Genomic DNA, 17,653 nt, shown 5'->3' with positions numbered 1-17,653 from the left:
GCACAATCATTTAACGTGCGGAAACGGTGAGCCCAGCGCGAATGCCGAGAGGAAGCTGTGGGCAGGCAGTGTGTCCAACTTTTAAACGCTGGTTTTGCCGTGTTTTCATCCTGACGTTTCCGGCGTAGCATCCATGGCGCTATTAATAAGTCCACAGTTATTTGAGGATGCATGTCTCAGACCGGCCGCCCCGTTTACAGCCACCGCCAGCATGGCGTAGTGGCGGTTTGGGCAGCGCTGATGCTCGCCGCGTTGACGCTTGTCGCGGGTGTCGTGTCCCCGGGTGTGCAGCAGGCGGAAGCGCAAACTGCCTCAAATGACGGCGTGAATTTTGGGGACTGCTCGTTCCGTAGAGGCACCGGCGTTGCTGAGGCATGGGCGAACCAGATGTGCTGGCTCGACATGTCGGACATGACCACTGCGGGCCCCAAGACGAAGAAGGTGGGCGACTACACGATCACCTTCAACCTCGGAATCGAAACGAGAAACACCAGCACCAGGTTCACCGCGAATTCCAACCCCAGCTGGTCAGGTACGGCGTTTGCGAGAACCGGCACGGGTTTCTTCGAGCGGTACCCAAGTTCGACGTCGCAGGACATTCTGCAGATGGAAGGGGCGGGTAGCCCGTTTGCCCGTTTCACCCTGTCGGATATCGTGGTAAAGCGTAACGGGGTGGTCGATCCGCTCGCGTCGTACCGCTTTGCGGTGGTGGACGGAGAGTCCACCGGTGCCGGCGGCACCGGTGAGATGATCAGTGTCCACGGCGGAACAGTGGGACAAGCGGTCCGCCTCACTCCGTCGAACGCGAAGGATGCGTGCACCGGCGGCAGAAACTCGCATTTCGGTCCTGGACCAGAACCACAAAACTGGGGCAGTATGTCCGACGGTCGCGACCGCGGTTTTGTCTGTTTCTCCCAGGCCACCGGCACCTACGGCACGTGGGTGGTGAGCGTGGACAATCCGAAGACGCTGCAGGTCAGCATGGGTTCCAACAGTGCCGGAACGCAGGGCGTGGCTATCGGCATCGCGCTGAGCCGCATAGCCTTCGACAAAGACGGCTCCGCCAAGGTGCAGGACGCGTTTGAGAAGGTGGCGGACCCTACGGAACGGACCGCCAGCTACTCGGCCTTCCTACAGGACGGCTCCAACCGGACGACGTTGTCGACCCCGGCGGGCGGCTCCACCACGGCGCTTCGCCGCATCGGCTCCAACGGCGTTCCGCTGGACCAGCTGGGCTACACCTCCACGCTTAATCCGGCGGACCGCGCGTTCGTCCGCTACGAGCCGGTGTGGAAGTGCACACTCACCTCGGGCGGAACGAACAGCGAAACCTACCTCATCCGCAAGGGGGCGGTGCCTACGGGCTACACGCTGACGGAAAACGCCCAGACCGGCACATCCACTCTGCTGATCCCCGCGGCCGAAACCCGTGTCCCAAACTGTTCCGTCACCTGGGAATCTAAGTTCAAACCCGCCAAGCTCAACCTGACAAAGACGGTGGACGGCAACGCCGCGAACTTCGCGGAAAACAGCCTGCAGAAGTACACGCTGCACTACAAGTGCACCGTGCCAGAAGGGTTCACAACTGCCTACCCCGACGTCAAGCTCGAAAACGACGTTGTTGTGGAAAAGGGGCGCTCCGTCAGCGTGGACAACCTGCCCCAGGGCAGCACCTGCACCGTTACGGAGAAGGTCCCGGCGCCGCCTGCCGGAACGAAACTTACGCTTTCTTGGAACGGCACGGCTGCGCCGTCCGCTTCGGCGCCGGTGACGGTCCAGCTGCCCTCATCGGCGGCTGCTCCCACGGCTATCGGTTCGGCCAACGCCAACAACTCCTACACGTACACGCCGGGCAAGCTCGTCTTCAGCAAGACGATCGTCGGCGACCCGGTCACAGACGGCAAGGTGGGCGGGACCTACCGCTTCAACCTGACGTGCGCCGGCACCAACATCAGCCGTGAGTTCACGCTGGATCTCACGCAGGCGAAGCCGTCCAACTCCGTCGCCCTGGACAACATCCCAGTGGAGAGGGATTGCTCGATCACGCCGCTGACGGACCTCACCGAGGAGCAGCGAAAGACCATCGAGTTCACCGGCCGCGATGCCCAGTTCGCCGGCGCGCCGCTGAACCCGTCGGGCGCGGAGTACCACTTCACGCTCCACGAGGGCGCAACACCTGAGCTCCACTTTACGACGAGCTACGCCTACCTCACGTTCCCCCTGCACCTCCGGAACCAGGTCAACGGCCTCGCCGCGGGTGACGCGGATGTGGCCAAGCTGACGTACACGGTGCACTACCGGTGCGAGGTGGCCGGCCGTCCCGCGAAGGAAGGGACCGTCACCCTGAACGGCTCCGCCGGCGAGGCGGTTGTCGAGGGCGTGCCAGCCAACGCCGCGTGCAAGGTGTGGGAGGACGAACCCGGCGAAACCGCGAACACGAAGTTCGTCGGTGCGAAGGTCAGCGCGTCCAACGCCAGCGACCAAGTGACCACGTTGACCAACGCGCAGGCGAAGAACCAGGCTATTTACACCATCCGGCCGGTCTCCGGCACGGACCGCAACCTGGTCACGGTGATCAACACCTTCGACCCGAAGCTGGGCACGGTGCAGCTGAACAAGGTGGTCAACTCCAGCGTCACGGGCAAGCTCCCCAGCACGTACGCGTTCTCGTTCCGCTGCGGGACGCGCAACGTTGCCACCGGTGTGGCGGGGCAGTCCCGCTCCGTGGAGCTCGTCGGCCGTGCGACTGTCGCGGCGAACGGCACTGTCACGTTGCAGGCGGACGACGCCGCGGCAAACGACCTCGACGGCAACATGGGAGTGCCATACGGCAACACCTGCACCTTCACGGAGGAGACCCCGCAGGTCGCAGGCGGGATCCTGTTTACCACGGACGTGCAGAGCATCAACCCGACGATCGCCCAGGACACCACCACCGCCACGGTGACCAACACGTTCGCTCCGGCGGGTAATGGACTGACGGTCAATTTACGCACTGGTGGTCGGGAGACGCTGGCGCCATCGTCGTTAAGCTATGAGCTCACCTGCGACAATGGCTTCACCGACCGCTTTGAACTCGCACCGGGAGAAACCGCCGAGTTCACCGCCGGGCAGGTGCCGCAGGGCACGCAATGCACGCTTGCGGAAAGCGGCGACAGCGCGACCCGGACAACGAAGGACGGGCGGGAGTACCCGATCAGCAGCACGTCCGAGTACCGCTATGCGGCCGACGCCGGCGAAAGCGAGGATGTGGGCGCGAACGGGCAGTTCACCATCGGCAAGCAGTCCACCCTGGATGTGCACCACGAGTACGACCTGATCCAGGCGCCGGTGCAAGGAACCAAGGAGGTGCGGTTCGACGACCCGAACAACCTGATCTCCCAGCCGCGCCGTGACATCAAGACCAACCGCGTGTTCCCGGTGACCTTGACGTGCACCAACCCGGACGGCACGGAAGGCCCGCGCCTGTCCACCACCGTGCAGCAGGGGCAGGAGCCCGGCGGCACGACAGCGGCGGTCGGTTCCAGCTGTACTGCCACCGAGGGGGAGACCTCCACTGCAGTGGGCATCACGTTGGATAAGTCCGTGACTGTGGACGGCGCGCCGGTGGCGGGCGGCTCGGCCGACTTCGTCGTCGGCGACGGCGGCACGACGCTGCTGTTCATCAACACCTACTCCCGCCGAGTCACCCAGATTCAGCTGGACAAGGAAGCGATCCTGCCCACCGACAGCATCCGCACCCAGTACGCGAATGCCGGAAAGGATCTGCAGGACGCGCTGTACAACCACTCGTTTACCCTCGTGTGCCGCGACCCGGAGACGGGTGACACCGCGGTGCTGCAGGAGCAGCAGAAATCCATCAAGGGTGAGGGCACTGCGCTTTTCGACGGCGTCCCCGTCGGCGCTGACTGCCAACTCACCGGAGACAAGTTCGGCTCGCTTGCCCTGGCGATGAACGACGGGCAGGACGACCTGAAGGCGTTTTTGCGCCCGGCCTTTGTGGATTGGGTTGTGGACCGCGAAGGCGGCAACGCCTACCCGGACCAGAAGCTGGACAACGACACGACCACCTCGCCGGTGTTCCTCACCGTGGACGATCCGGCGAAGAACCACGTCCGCCTGGACAACCACTACGAGTACGAGACCTCCGCGGTGCGTCTGCGAAAGGACCTCGCTGGCGCGGCGGGCAACCTCAGCGAGATCCGGGACGACTACACGTTCAGCTTCACGCTGCAGTGCAAGGCGATCGGTTACCAAACCAGCTCGGTGGGCGAGACCTCCTTTATCCCGGAGAAGCTGCGCCCGGAGGGCGGCTACGTCATCCCGGCCAGCATCCGCAAGGGCGACTTCACCGACGGCGCGTTCGTCTCTGGCGAGGCGAAGGTCCCCGCCGGGTCGCTGTGCACGTTCAACGAGCAGGATGCGGCCAGCGTGCCGGAGGCGCTGACCATCGCCCCGGAGCAGAAGATCGTGCGCGGCTACGCCCCCAACCCGGGCGAAACCGCGCCGGCGGACCTCCACTTCGTGAACAAGGTGGAGCGGCGCACCACCCCGGTGCGGCTCGCCGTGTTCAATTCCGGCTACCTCGCCGGAGCGGATGAGGCGGGCTACACCGCGCAGCTGCGTTGCGACGACCCCGCCACAACCTCGCTGACCCGGCAGTTCCCGTTGACTGCCCTGTCCGGCTCCGAGATGCCGCGCACGTTTGCAGCCCCGGCGGGCGGGCAGGTCGTGGACCTGCCGGTGGGTGCGAACTGCACGCTCGACCTCACCGGCAGCCCGACGCTCGCCGCACGCGGCGAGCTCGAGGTGACAGGCGGTGCGCGTACTCCGCTGGCGCAGTACGCCACGTGGGGGAGCGGATCGCCCGCGCTGCCCACCGGCTCGCTGTCCGGCCTCGCCGCGGACGAGGTCGAGGGCTCCGACAAGGTGTACTCGCACACCTTCACCACCGCGGCGGACCTGCCGTCGTCGGAGACCGTTCTGACCGTCGGCGCGGACATCTACCACCCGCGCGCCCACTACGATGTGGCGTTCACCAAGACCGCCGCCGGCCCGAGCTCCGGCACGTTCACGTTCCACCAGTCGTGCTCGGCACACGGCGAGGAGTTTCAGCTGCGCGCCGGCGAGACGCACACCATCGCGGACGTGCCGGTGGACAGCGACTGCGCCGTGGACGAGATCGACGACGGCAACCCGGACGCAGCATCGGTGTTCCAGGTGGTCTCCAACGGTGAATTGATCACGCCGCTCGAGGGCGACGCGGACTCGGTCGTGTTCACCGCGCAGCCGGTCTCCGACCCGACAGACCTGGCGCGCTCCGGCGACCGTTGGTCGCTCACAGCGAAGAACACCTTCCCCGGGCTGAAGGTGCAGAAGACTATCGACGGCACCCCGCTGGGCCAGCTCACCGGCGACGCCTTCGGCACCACGCTGCTGCGCCACGACGCCACGTCCATGCAGATGACCTACACCGTGACAAACACCGGCGAATTCCCGCTCAAGGACTTCACGGTGACGGACCCGTCGCTCGCCGGCCTGGACGTCACCCGCGGCGGGTCGGTCGCGCGCATCGGCGACGAGGGCGCCGTGCCGGACAGCATTTGCCCGACGGGCGAGCTGGCCGCCGGCGAGGAGTTCTCCTGCACCTTCACCGTTACCGTCCCGGCAGGCGCCAACGAGACGTGGCGCTACCCGTCCGAGGGCGACGCCGCGGTGACCGTCACCGCCACTGCGAACGCCGGCGGGGCGACCCAGACGGTGACGGCGAGCGATGCGCAGGGGGCGTTGAAACCTTCGGCGTCGATAAGCATGCTGCTCCCCGAAACCGGCGAGCAGACCCTGGTGCTGTTCCTGCTGCTCGGCCTGGTGCTGTTCGGCTGGGGCGCATGGCGGGTGAGCCGCCGCGACGAGCGCGCGGAAGGCGGTGAGCTCGTTGAGATGTAGAAAATTCGCCCGCTACAAGCGGACGGTGTACGGACTTTCCTAAACCGGCACATGTAATTCCGAAAACCAACTCCACACCCCCACACACCCAGAAAAGGATTCCGAACCATGTCGAACCTGACCAAGAAAACCTTCGCGCTGGCCGCCGCGGCCGCGTTCGCAACCGCCACCCCGCTTGCCGTCGCTCCGGACCTCGCGCCTGTCGCCATCGCGCAGAACAACCAGGCCGTTGACGTGAACCAGAAGGCGAGCCTGACCATTGATAAGCGCGAGGGCGAGCCGGGCGACGCCACCGGCGCCGTTGAGGGCACCGAGTTCATCGTCGAGCGCGTGCAGATGACCAACGGTCTGAACACCGCCGCGGGCTGGACTGAGGCAGGCAACATCGTCAACGCCGGCGCCGATGCAGCGACTATCGACACCACCTTCACCGCGCAGACCAAGGCCACCGACGCCAATGGCAAGGCTGTGTTCACCGATCTGCCGGTGGGCATCTACAAGGTCACCGAGAAGACCAACGGCAACTACACCGTCGCCGCACCGTTCCTGGTCACCCTGCCGCTGACGCAGGACGGCGTGCTGAACTATGAGCCGACTATCTCCCCGAAGAACCAGAAACTGGACCCGACCAAGGCTGCGGACGACGCGAACGCCAACATCGGCGACGAGATCACCTACACCATCAAGGCGCCGGTGCCGGCTGGCGACGTGCTGCAGGACGGCACCCGCACCATCAGCCAGTTCCGCATCACCGATGATCTGCAGGAGGAGCTGGACTACGTCGCTGACTCTGCGGCCGTCACCCTGACCGGTGCGGACGACACCACGCTGGATTCGGGCGACTACACCATCACCAACGACGGCCAGAACCTCACCGTCGAGTTCACCGAGGCCGGCCTGCAGCGCTTGGAGAAGCTGCGCGGCGAGAACCCGGGCCTGACCGCCCAGGTGGTGTTCAAGGCGAAGGTCAACGCCATCCCGGCAAACGGCCAGATCAACAACACCGCCAACGTCTACGTGCCCAACCGCGAAAATCCGATTCCGACCAAGCCGGAGACCACAAAGGACGGCGACCAGGACACCAACAACACCACCACGCAGTACGTCAACGTCGAGGTGACCAAGAACCTCAACGGCAATGCGGTGGAGGACGAAAAGACCGGCAACGGCGCCGAGTTCGAGATCTACCCCTGCGCACCGGACGGCGACAAAGGCTACGCAGTAGCCAAGGACGCCGAGGCGATCAAGGGCACCGCAACTGCCAACTCCACCGAGCTCGCAACCTCCTTCACCGCCCAGGGCGGCGACGTCGCCTCCGCGAAGGCCGCTGTGGCCTCCGGCTTCGGCATGCAGCTCAACCCGACCGTGCAGTACTGCGCAGTTGAGACCAAGGCGCCGCAGGGCTACCTGGTTAACCCGGACCCGCAGCTGCTTACCCGCACCACGGAGGGCACCGACACCACCCGCCCCGTCTACACCGTCGCGGTCAACGACGTGAAGGACAACATCTGGGGCCGCCTGCCCGCGACCGGTGAGCGCACCATGCTCTACATCCTCGCGCTCGGCCTCGTGCTGTTCGGTGGCGGCGCTGCGTACCAGCTGAGCCGCCGCAACGCCTAAGGCGCGCAGATGGTGAATTGCAAATGGTGAAGATGCCCCAAAGTGGCGCATATTCACCATCTGTAATTCACCATCCGTACAAGCTCTCACCATGACAAGGAAGGACACCATGCACTCACGCACGGCACTCAGGCTCGCCGCCGCGCTCGCCGCTGCCTTCCTTGCCTGCGCGCCCACCGCATCCGCCGCCGACCTCCGGGTCGATCTGAGCGAAAGCGTCGGCGCGGACTGGTTCGCGCGCATCGGGGACCGCGATGTGGAGCTTTTGCTTATCGACGGCCTCCGGCCCACCCCAGATACCCTCCAATCCCTGGACATCCCGGCGATCACCCGCGACCATCCCGAGCGCCTGCGCAAGGTGGGCACCAGAACGACCTCGAACGGCGCCGCCTCCTTCACGGGCCTTGGCACCGGCGTGTACCTGGTGCGGGTGGCGGACAACCCCGCAACGCAGGACGCGCGCGTGTCCTACGCCCCGTTCGTGGTGGCGGTGACTCCGGACAAGCCGGCGCAGGTGGTCTCGCCGAAGGCACAGGAGCTGGGGATCAGCGTGGACCCTCTGACAGCGTGCAACACCCCGGAGTGGCGCGACGCTGCAGCGCCGGGGACGTACGTGGAGTACGACTTTGTCTCCACCGTGCCGAACCTGTCCACCGACGGCACGCTGAACCAATACGCGCTGACCTTGGAGTTCTCGCGCGGACACACCGTGCAGTGGGACAACAATGGTCCCCGCAGCGTACTGGCGCGAGGCGAACAGGTGCTCCACTTCGACGCAGCCGCGGCGACCACCTCGAAGCAGATGCCGGGCACTGCTCGCAAGGACCAGCCGGTGACCAAGCTGCAAGCCCCGCGCCTGACCATTCACGGCGCGGGCGAGAGCACCGAGCTGAAGCGCGGCGAGGACTACGACGAGCAACAGCAGGGCAACGATCAGGCGACCTTCACGCTCACCAGCGCGGGCCTGGCCAAGCTTGCCCGCGCAAAGTCGCTGGATCCTGCCACCACGATGGAAACTTGGGTGCCGGCAAAGACGAACGAGAAGCAGCCGTGGGGCGGTGGCCCGGTGCGCAACGCCACGCTCGGGGACCTCGCGGCCACCGCGACACTGACGGCAGACGGTATGGACGCCACCCGCGCGCCGGTGACGGTGCAGCAAGTCAACCACATCAACGTGGTGGAGCGCGCGAAGTGCTTCGACGCTGCCGCGGGCACCACCACAGTCATCGAACGCGACCAGCGAAACACCGAGACCGAAACCGAGACCCAAACCCAGACCAGTGCCGCCCCCTCCGACGCGACAGTCACCGAGGTGGTCACCCGAGAGACCACGCGGGCGGACGGTTCCACGGCCACTGTGACTGAAACCGTGGTGAAGGAAGGTGAGGGGGACGGGACGCCGTCGATAGGCCAGCGTGTTGGCAACCTCGCATATACCGGCGCGGGCGTCATCGGCATCACGGGTGTGGCGCTGCTGCTGATCATCCTCGGACTCATCTTGCGCAGGCGCAATGGCGAAGAAGAGTAAACGCGGCAGCAACGTCGTCTCCTGGATCGTGCTGATCTTGGGGGCGCTGCTGTTGCTGTACCCGATCGCGTCCACGCTGTCCGCGCAGTACCGGCAGATCCAGCAGAACGAGGAATACGCGGGCGCGGTGCAGGAGCTCAGCGACGACACCAAGGCCCGCGAGCTCGCCCGCGCCCACGAATACAACGACCGGCTGCTGGCTGCCGGCCCCCACGCGCGCGCCCCGCGTGACGAGGACCCCGGCTTCGACGACTACATGTCCCAGCTGACCCTGCCGGAGAGCTACCACGTGATGGCGCGCGTGCGTATCCCGCGCATCAACGTGGACCTGCCCGTGTACCACACCACCAGGGCGGACGTGCTTTACGACGGCGCCGGCCACATGTATGGCTCCACCCTCCCTGTCGGCGGCGATGGCACCAACGCGGTGATCTCCGCGCACACCGGCATGGTCAACGCGGCGATGTTCGACCAGCTGCCCATGCTCAAGCCCGGCGACGACATCTTCATCGACGTGCTCGGTGAGCGCCTTCGCTACCGCATGACGTCGCGCGAGGTGGTCAAGCCCGACGATTACGACGCCGTGACCTACGAGCCCGGCAAAGACAAGATCACGCTGATCACCTGCACCCCGTACGGTCTGAACACGGACCGTCTGCTCGTCCACGCCGAGCGCGCACCGCTGGACCCGGACACCCCGGAGCCAACCGTGGACGCCTTCGTGTGGTCCTGGTGGATGATCGCGGTGCTCGTGCTCATCCTGCTGGTGCTACTGCTGATCCTGTGGAAACGCTGGCGGGACCGGCGGAAGAGGCGACGCCGCGAGGCGGGTTTAGTGGTCGCCGACTAGGAGCCTTCGCTTTACGACGCCCCCTCCGGACACCCGCGCTGCCCCTCGGGGGCACCCGGCCGATTTCTGTGCTGACCTGGTTCGGTATCGAAAATCAGCGGCAATGGCCCCCTTACTGAGAAAACCACGAGAGTTGTGTGACGAAAAAGTGGTCAGAAACACACGCCGTATAAATGGCAACTAACCACAGATGCGTGACCACTGGTTATGGCCCGTTTTCACGGAATTGCAGGGAATTAATTGAACCCGGATGGATGAAAATGCTAATAACCTGCTGAGAACCTGGGAAACCGCGGACAAAACCTCTTTACAAAGCTTGTGATTGTCGATATTTTATCCAGTGGCGCCCAGGCTGGGCCCAGAGGCTAATTCAACGGGGGGGGGGGGGTAAACCCCTCCCGGCTGAAAATCCTCTTCTCGCTGACCAAAAACGGGCCCAGCGAACTCCGAACTTCCGAAAGGATTCCCCATGGCAATTGCCATCAAGAAGACCGCCGCGATCGCAATCGCCGCGGGCCTGACTTTTGCCGGCTCGGCTGGCATCGCCGCGCAGGACGCGCTGGCGCAGGAGCCGGCTCCGGCACCGTCCTCGCGTGTTGCGCCGCCTGCCCCAAACATGCCGGACAAAGTTGACTTTGTTGTGAATAAGCGTGTGAACCCTGCAGCGCTTGGCAAGGCAGGTACGGGTAATGCCTCCGACGAGGCCAAGGGTGACCCGGTTGAAGGTGCGAAGTTCACGCTGACTCCGATCACCGTTAAAGACGGCGATCGCGAGCTGAACATCAAGGATCAGGCCGATTTCAACATCATGGCCAAGATGAAGCTCGTCGATGGTAAACCGACCGTCAAAGGTGCTACGGCAACTCTGGGTAAAGCAACTGATGCAATTGCAACGGATAAACAAGGCCAAGCGAAGTTCGAGGGCATGGCCGCCGGTGCTTACCTAGTGCAGGAAACTGAGGCGGCACCAGTCGATAAAGACGTGAACGGTGCTTATATCAAGAGCGCCCCGTTCATCGTGTTCCTTCCGATGACGAATGAGGACGGATCTGCGTGGCTGAATGAGGTCCACGCGTTCCCGAAGAACTCCTACCTCGAGCTCGACAAGGAAGTTGTCGACGCGAATCAGAACACCGCTCCTGGTAAGGGTCATGAGGGCGAAGAAGCCGGAAAGATCAAGTACACCGTAAAGGCAACGGTCCCTTCGGACCTTCCGGGTCGTCAGCGTGACCAGTTTGGTGTTGTCGATATCTTCGATAACCGCGAATTGGTCTTCGCGGATCCGAAGGCACCCGTTGAAAAAGTAGAGGTCAACGGTGAGGCGGTCACGGACTATGTCGTCACGAGGCTGACTTCGGAGGTTGCAAAGAAGTATGCTCCGGACGAGGTTGGGGCAAAGAACGTCAACGACGGCTACTACATCAGCTTTACTAAGCCATGGGAGCTTCCGGCTGGCGGCAAGGTTGTTATCACCTTCAAGGACGCTGAGATGAAGAACGACGCGGACGACAAGGTTGATAACACGGTTCGCCTGATCAACAACTACCGCAAGGTTGAGGACAACTCCACGCCGGATACTCCTCCGACCACGACGACTCCGAACACTCCACCGCCGACCACTCCGCCGGATAACCCGCCGGAGGATCCGGTACCGCACGTGACGGTTTCGACGTACAAGGCGAAGATCTCGATCTTCAAGTACGCGGATCTCAACTCTGACGGCAAGTACCAGGACGGCGAGAACAATGACCAGCCGTTGGCTGACGCAGAGTTCTCCCTCTACCGCTGCGATGCCGACAGCAAACTCCTTGACGCGAACCTCGAAGTCGCTGCTGACCAGGAGAATGCTCACGTCGTCCGCAAGGGCAAGACCGACAGCAAAGGCAACCTCGTGTTTGAAGGGCTCCACGTGACGTCCTACGAAGACGATGCGGATATCCCTATGGAAATCGACAAGGGCTACTGCCTGAAGGAGACCAAGGCTCCGCGTGGCTACATCGCTAACCCGGACGTCCAAAGGATCAAGCTCAGCCACACGGACATCAAGGAAACGGCTGAAGGCAACAAGGAATTCAAGTTTGCCGCACAGCCGTACCAGATTGCTAACAAGCCGGACACGAACACTCCGCCGTTCCTTCCGGCCACCGGTGGCATGGGTGTGCTGATCATCGCACTGGCTGGTCTTGCGATCATCGGCGGCGGTGTCTACGCGGCACGTCGTAACTCCCAGTCCGCATAAGCGAAAGCGCGGACCTTGGTCTAGTGGCTGCTAACAAGCGCTAGGCCGGGAAGCGCCCCGGCACACCAACCGGGGCGCGTACGCCCGTCGGCAGGAGGGCGAAAAATTCCTGCCCCAGTTTGAAACCGGAGGTCGTCGATAGGCGACGGCCTCAAAGAGAGGACACGACAGGTGACTACAGCAGTGAAGGCGAAGCATCGGCGGCAGCCGGCGCAGAAGTCGTTCTTCCAGCGCGTCGGCCTGCCTGTCCTCATCATTCTCGCTGGGCTGCTGGTGCTGATGTACCCAGTGATCTCTACGCAGTGGAATAACCACGTGCAGGAGCAGGTGGCCAAGCAGTACGAGGAGAAACTGCAGGTCGTGCCGCCTGAGCAGGTGAACCGCGCGTACGACGCGGCGGTGGAGTACAACCGCACGCACACCGACGGCCCGATCCTGGATCCGTGGCTGGCGCGCATCAGCGAGGACAACGCGGAGTACAAGGAGTACGAGCGTCACCTCGCCGGTGTGTCCGCGATGTCGCAGCTGGCGATTCCGTCCATCGATGTTCGCCTACCCGTTTACCACGGGACCAGAGACGACACGCTGCAGAAGGGCCTCGGCCACCTGTACGGTTCCGCGCTTCCCACCGGCGGCGAGGGCTTCCACTCAGTGATCACCGGCCACACCGGGCTGACTACGGCAACGCTTTTCGACGACCTCGTGGACGTCAAGGAAGGCGACGCCATTTACGTGTCCACCTTTGGCAAGCGACTGAAGTACCAGGTGTACAAGACCGAGGTCGTCCTGCCGGACGAGACTGACAGCCTGCGCGCGGAGGCGGGCCGGGACCTGCTCACGCTGGTCACCTGCACACCGTACGGCATCAACACCCACCGTCTGCTCGTGCACGCGGAGCGCGTGCCCTTGGATCCGGACGAGGCGAAGGTGCTCGACGAGTCCACCTCCACCTTCCAGTGGTGGATGTGGGTGCTCGGTGCCGTGGCGTTGCTGGTGCTGCTGGCGCTGATTTGGTGGATCATCCGCGAGAAGAAGAAAAGCGACCGCAAGGACGCCATGACCAGGGAGGTTCTGTCCTAATGCGCACTTCGAAGTTTGTGGCGACGCTCGGTGCGGCGTCAGTCCTTGCGTGCGGGTTTTTCGGCCCCGCTGCCGATGCGAAGGTGATCAGCGGCAACGACCGCAACATCCCGGCCGCGAGCGTGGACACCACCCAGCCGATCTCGCTGGTGGTGAAGAAAGCAGCGACGAATCCGTACGACGATGTGCCGGCAGGGGAGAAGCCACCGGCCATCGCTGGGGCGACGTTCAAGTTGTCGTTGGTCAAGGGCGTAGATGTCACCACAGATGAAGGGCGCGCGGGTGCCAAGCAACTATCGCTTGACGACGCTAAAGCTAAAGGCCTCACCCAAATCGCCACCGCGCAGACCAGCGACAAGGGCGAAGCTGACTTTGGCAACCTGAAGCCCGGCCTCTACCTGCTGGAGGAAGACGCCCCGGACGACGGGCACGAGTACCACGTGTCTAGCCCGCAGCTGATCATCCTCCCGCTCGGCGATGTGCGCGGAACCCAGTTCAAGTACGAGAACGTGGTGGTGACCAAGTGGGACGGCAGCGACGGCGGGGAGCCACCGACTTCCACCCAGACGCCGTCACCGTCGACTTCGACGTCGACGACTGAGCGCACCACCGAGAAGACCATGGAGAAAACCACCGAGACCTCTACGGAGCGCACGACGGTTTCTACTCCGGTGGAGTCCACGATCACCTCAACCATGCCGAACGGTTCGACCACGGTGATCACCACCAGGCCCTCGACGTATGTGACCACCCAGCCGAACGGCTCTGTCACCACGGTGACGCAGCCGCCGACAGATAGACAACGCAGCGGCGACCTTGCCTCCACTGGCGCGAATGTCCTGTGGGCGGCAGGCCTGGGCGGCCTGCTGATCCTGGTCGGGTTCTTCCTGGCCCGTCGCAGCAAGAACGAAGAGCAATCACGGTAATACAGCGGATTTAGGAAAACGATTATGCGAAACATTTTGAAGCCTGCAGCGCGAACTGCTAGCTCGCGCGCACGTCGCTCGGTCCGTGGCGTTGCTGCCGTGGTTGCCTCGGTGGCGCTTGCCGCCGGTATGGGTTCTTACCCAGTGGACGCGCAGGAGACCAGCACCGAAACCACGACGAGTGCTGTCGAAACTACCGCTTCTACGACAGCAGCAGAGACGCCGTCTTCTTCCCAAACGGCTTCCGAGGCGCCTAAGCCGGTTGTGGCTGAGCCGAACTCGGTGACGGTCGAGCGGGATGGCGATGTCGACCACATCACCATCCGCGACACCGACGATAACCCGTGGGACTCCGGCCGAAAGGCGTCTGACGAGTACATCTGGGGTGTGAAGCGCATCGGCGACGGTGACATCACCCGCATTGTGAAGGTTGTTGCGGACGGCGAAGAGCTTGACCCGCAGTATTTCGGCTACGTCAATGGCGAGGACTTCGACGTCATCGGTATCGACGAGGACGCCTTCTGGACGATTCCGCCGATGAAACTCGAGATCGAGGTAGAGACCACCGAGGTCGGCGATTACGCGATTGCTGAGCCGGACGAGGTCCCGACGGCACGCGAACTTTCGGAGACCGGGTACGGCCGCACCGACCAGGCCGCCGCTACAGTGAATCCGGAGGGGGTGGGTATGGCGCGCGCTGCGACGCAGGGAAATTCTCGGATCAATCTTCCTTTGAAATCCAAGACCTACAGCAATATTTCTGAGCCAAGCGGTGATAGCGCCCCTCGCGGCACGCTGAAAACGAGCATCATGGGTCAGTACTCTGCTAAGGACGTGTACCTCACAGAGCTCGTATTGACTCATAACAACGCCTCTGCGCGGTACTCCCTCTCTGGACCGATCACCATCCGTAAGAATGGAGGTTCAGAATCCTGCACGGTTCAGCCGCACCAGATCACTGAGTTGAGTCGCCGTTCCGCGTCGAATGGTGGCTCAGTCAACGCTATTTCGGTGGACCTGAGCAGCTGCGATCCGCAGATCGTCGTTTGGCAGGGATCGGGTGACCTCATCGAAATTGACTTCAATGGTCCCAAGACCGGAAACGCGCAGTTGGACTACACGATGGAGCTGTACGGGTCGTACGAGTCAGGAGGGGGGAAACGATTCAGTGTTGTCGCCGACCCGGACGGATCGGTTAAGTTGAGCCCGGCGCGGACAGAGGGGGATGATCCTTACTACACCACTTCTTCCTTCGAAGACCGTACAAACTTCGAGCGTGCAATCGTAGAAGTTAGTGCGCCCAATAGCTTTATAGCCGTGGAAAACTACGGGGTGACGATCGATCTTATCGAGAGTGGAGTCACGTTAGAGCGTCGCGTAGTTTCAGCTTCGAGCAACTCGGTGACTTTCGAGGTCTACCCAGTCAAGAACGGTAAGCGTGTTGAGAGCGCCCTTGTAGAAAAAGGTGCGAACCTGAAACTTGTGACAAAGTTTAGTGATGAACCTTCTGAGATCGACGCGAAGGTAACGGTGTACGGCACCTCGGTTCAGCGACCGCCAGCAGCGACGGAGCCTGTGTCCGAGCCGGATCGGTCCACTTTTCTGCCCGGAAGGGTGCCAAATCCGGCGCTTCCGGAAAAGTGTGGTTTAAAAATCGCAATCGTGGCAGATGTTTCGACGTCTTTGCAATATGCCGATGGCGTAGACGCTTTCGAAAAAACAAGGACTTCAGCCAAATCTTTGGTGGACAAGCTCGCTGGTACCACGACGAAAGTAGGGATCTACAGCTTTGCTCGTACCGCTCAGACCCAGACTCCGACCGGGGCAGTATCTATCCAGACACAGCAGGGAGTGGACCAAGTAAAAAATGCCATCAATTCTTGGAGAGAGCAGAATGGTGGCGCGACAAACTGGGAGGCAGCTCTGTCCCTCGTCGGCGGTAAAGGTTACGATGCCGTATATTTCATAACGGATGGCATGCCTACCTGGGATGACGGTGGCTGGCAACCGCTGCTCAGCGCAAGTCCAGGTCAGATGAACTCCGGTGCCTTTGTGCAGGCAACTTCTCTAAAGAATGCGGTTCAGGCTGCCAACGCGTTGAAGGCAGACGGGACGAGAGTGGTGCCGCTTTTGGTCGACCTCAAATTGCGGGCGGGCAACACGGTCGAAGGGGATTACGTTTTGAAGGACGTGATACCTAACTGGGCTGCGCCGAACGGTGCGCTCGGCATGAGCGCCACCAGAACACTGAAGTATCCCGCGGATGATCGGATGGTGTACGCGGGTAATGGCTTGGATACGGTAGTTAACGTCAAAGAAGCGGTCGACCGAAAATATTTGAAATTTTATATTAAGGGCGACCGTGAGATTACTTCCAACCAGAATTTGTGGACCTACGGCTTCCGCAGTGTCGTGACAATGGGTGAAGATATCTCTGGTGATGGCGACGCCATTAGGGTGGCGGGTGGATACGCACAGCTAGGTAACGAACTAGACACCATCGCTTCCAAGTTGAAAGAGAACTGCGAGAGTAGCTTTACGGTTAAGAAAAATATCGTCGACCAACATGGTAACTTGCTTAAAGAAGGCGCTTCTGACTGGGATTTTGACGCTTTGAGTAATTCTGGTCCAATTCTCGATCCGGGCGACGGAACTCTTACTGGAACTTCCTCCAAGACAACAAACCAGGATGGTCTCGCATCTTGGCGTCTCGAGTCCAAGGAAGTCACTGATCTTAGGGTGTCTGAGAAGCTGAAGGATGGCTACAAGTTGTTCCAGGTAGATGGAGCAAACGCGAAGTGCACCCAGTCTGTAGGTGATTTCGTTGCGGACGTACCCATGGTCAACGATGGAGATGCTGCGTTCAAAATTGAGGTGCCGGCTTTCAGCCATGTGACCTGTGTCGTTTCGAATTACGAGCCCAAAGACGAGTTCGTGAAGCTCGAGCTCGAGAAGCTCGATGCGACCGATAAGTTCACACTTTCGAACGCGAAGTTTGAAGTCCGTTCGGAACGCGAGGGCGAAGGACCATTCGCGGTCAACTGGGACGAGGGCTCGCAGACGTACAAGACCGAGGCCAAGCTCAGTTCGTCGAAGACCTACTACCTCGTAGAGACGCAGGCACCTACCAAGGAAGGCCAACAGTACTCGCTGCTCGTCGCACCGGTGGAGTTCCAGATCGTGTCCGGTGAAAACGGCTACGTCGTCCAGATTCGCGACGGAGAGGCCTGGGCCTCGGAGTTGGTCGGCGCCGGGCTATGGACTGATCGGCCGCAGGAGTTTGACGCGGCAACCGGCTACCTCCAAGTCGCCAACGTCCGCCAGGGCAACATGCCGAAGACCGGTGGCGTAGGTGTCCAGCTGCCGATTCTGCTCGGCGGTGCCCTGATCGCTGCGGGCGCTTTGATGGGGAGGCGCAAGGTCGCAGCCTAAGCGCTGGAGCCTGCTCTAAACGCGCACCGAAA

8 protein-coding genes are annotated in these 17,653 nt (G+C 62.4%); all 8 read left to right on the top strand.

From position 1 onward, the window contains the following. Window positions 1-171: 171 nt before the first annotated feature. The 8 genes from QP996_RS04630 (at window position 172) to QP996_RS04595 (ending at window position 17,621) form a co-directional block, all read left to right on the top strand. Window positions 172-5,946 (top strand): DUF5979 domain-containing protein, encoded by a 5,775-nt coding sequence (locus QP996_RS04630; protein WP_284871472.1) that lies wholly within the window; start codon window positions 172-174, stop codon window positions 5,944-5,946. A gap of 108 nt (window positions 5,947-6,054) precedes the next feature. Next, on the top strand, window positions 6,055-7,566 hold the full coding sequence (locus QP996_RS04625) for a SpaH/EbpB family LPXTG-anchored major pilin (RefSeq protein WP_284871471.1): 1,512 nt from the start codon (window positions 6,055-6,057) through the stop codon (window positions 7,564-7,566). Window positions 7,567-7,675: 109 nt separating this feature from the next. Beyond that, window positions 7,676-9,094, top strand: a complete 1,419-nt coding sequence (locus tag QP996_RS04620) for a hypothetical protein (protein ID WP_284871470.1) — start codon at window positions 7,676-7,678, stop codon at window positions 9,092-9,094. Continuing rightward, complete coding sequence (locus tag QP996_RS04615; protein ID WP_284871469.1) at window positions 9,078-9,944, top strand: class C sortase; 867 nt, start codon at window positions 9,078-9,080, stop codon at window positions 9,942-9,944. The genes QP996_RS04620 and QP996_RS04615 overlap by 17 nt, the downstream gene beginning before the upstream one ends. 469 nt (window positions 9,945-10,413) lie before the next feature. After that, window positions 10,414-12,183: a SpaH/EbpB family LPXTG-anchored major pilin gene (locus QP996_RS04610; RefSeq protein ID WP_284871468.1), complete on the top strand. Its 1,770-nt coding sequence runs from the start codon at window positions 10,414-10,416 to the stop codon at window positions 12,181-12,183. Between the two features lie 171 nt (window positions 12,184-12,354). Next, window positions 12,355-13,263, top strand: a complete 909-nt coding sequence (locus tag QP996_RS04605) for a class C sortase (RefSeq protein ID WP_284871467.1) — start codon at window positions 12,355-12,357, stop codon at window positions 13,261-13,263. After that, window positions 13,263-14,189: a SpaA isopeptide-forming pilin-related protein gene (locus tag QP996_RS04600; RefSeq protein ID WP_284871466.1), complete on the top strand. Its 927-nt coding sequence runs from the start codon at window positions 13,263-13,265 to the stop codon at window positions 14,187-14,189. Before QP996_RS04605 ends, QP996_RS04600 begins: the two co-directional genes overlap by 1 nt. 24 nt (window positions 14,190-14,213) lie before the next feature. Next, window positions 14,214-17,621: a VWA domain-containing protein gene (locus QP996_RS04595; RefSeq protein ID WP_284871465.1), complete on the top strand. Its 3,408-nt coding sequence runs from the start codon at window positions 14,214-14,216 to the stop codon at window positions 17,619-17,621. Window positions 17,622-17,653: the final 32 nt, after the last annotated feature.

This window comes from Corynebacterium sp. MSK008, from assembly GCF_030232585.1.
In the GTDB taxonomy this organism is placed as follows: Bacteria; Actinomycetota; Actinomycetes; order Mycobacteriales; family Mycobacteriaceae; genus Corynebacterium.
This window is presented reverse-complemented; position numbering and strand designations above follow the sequence as displayed.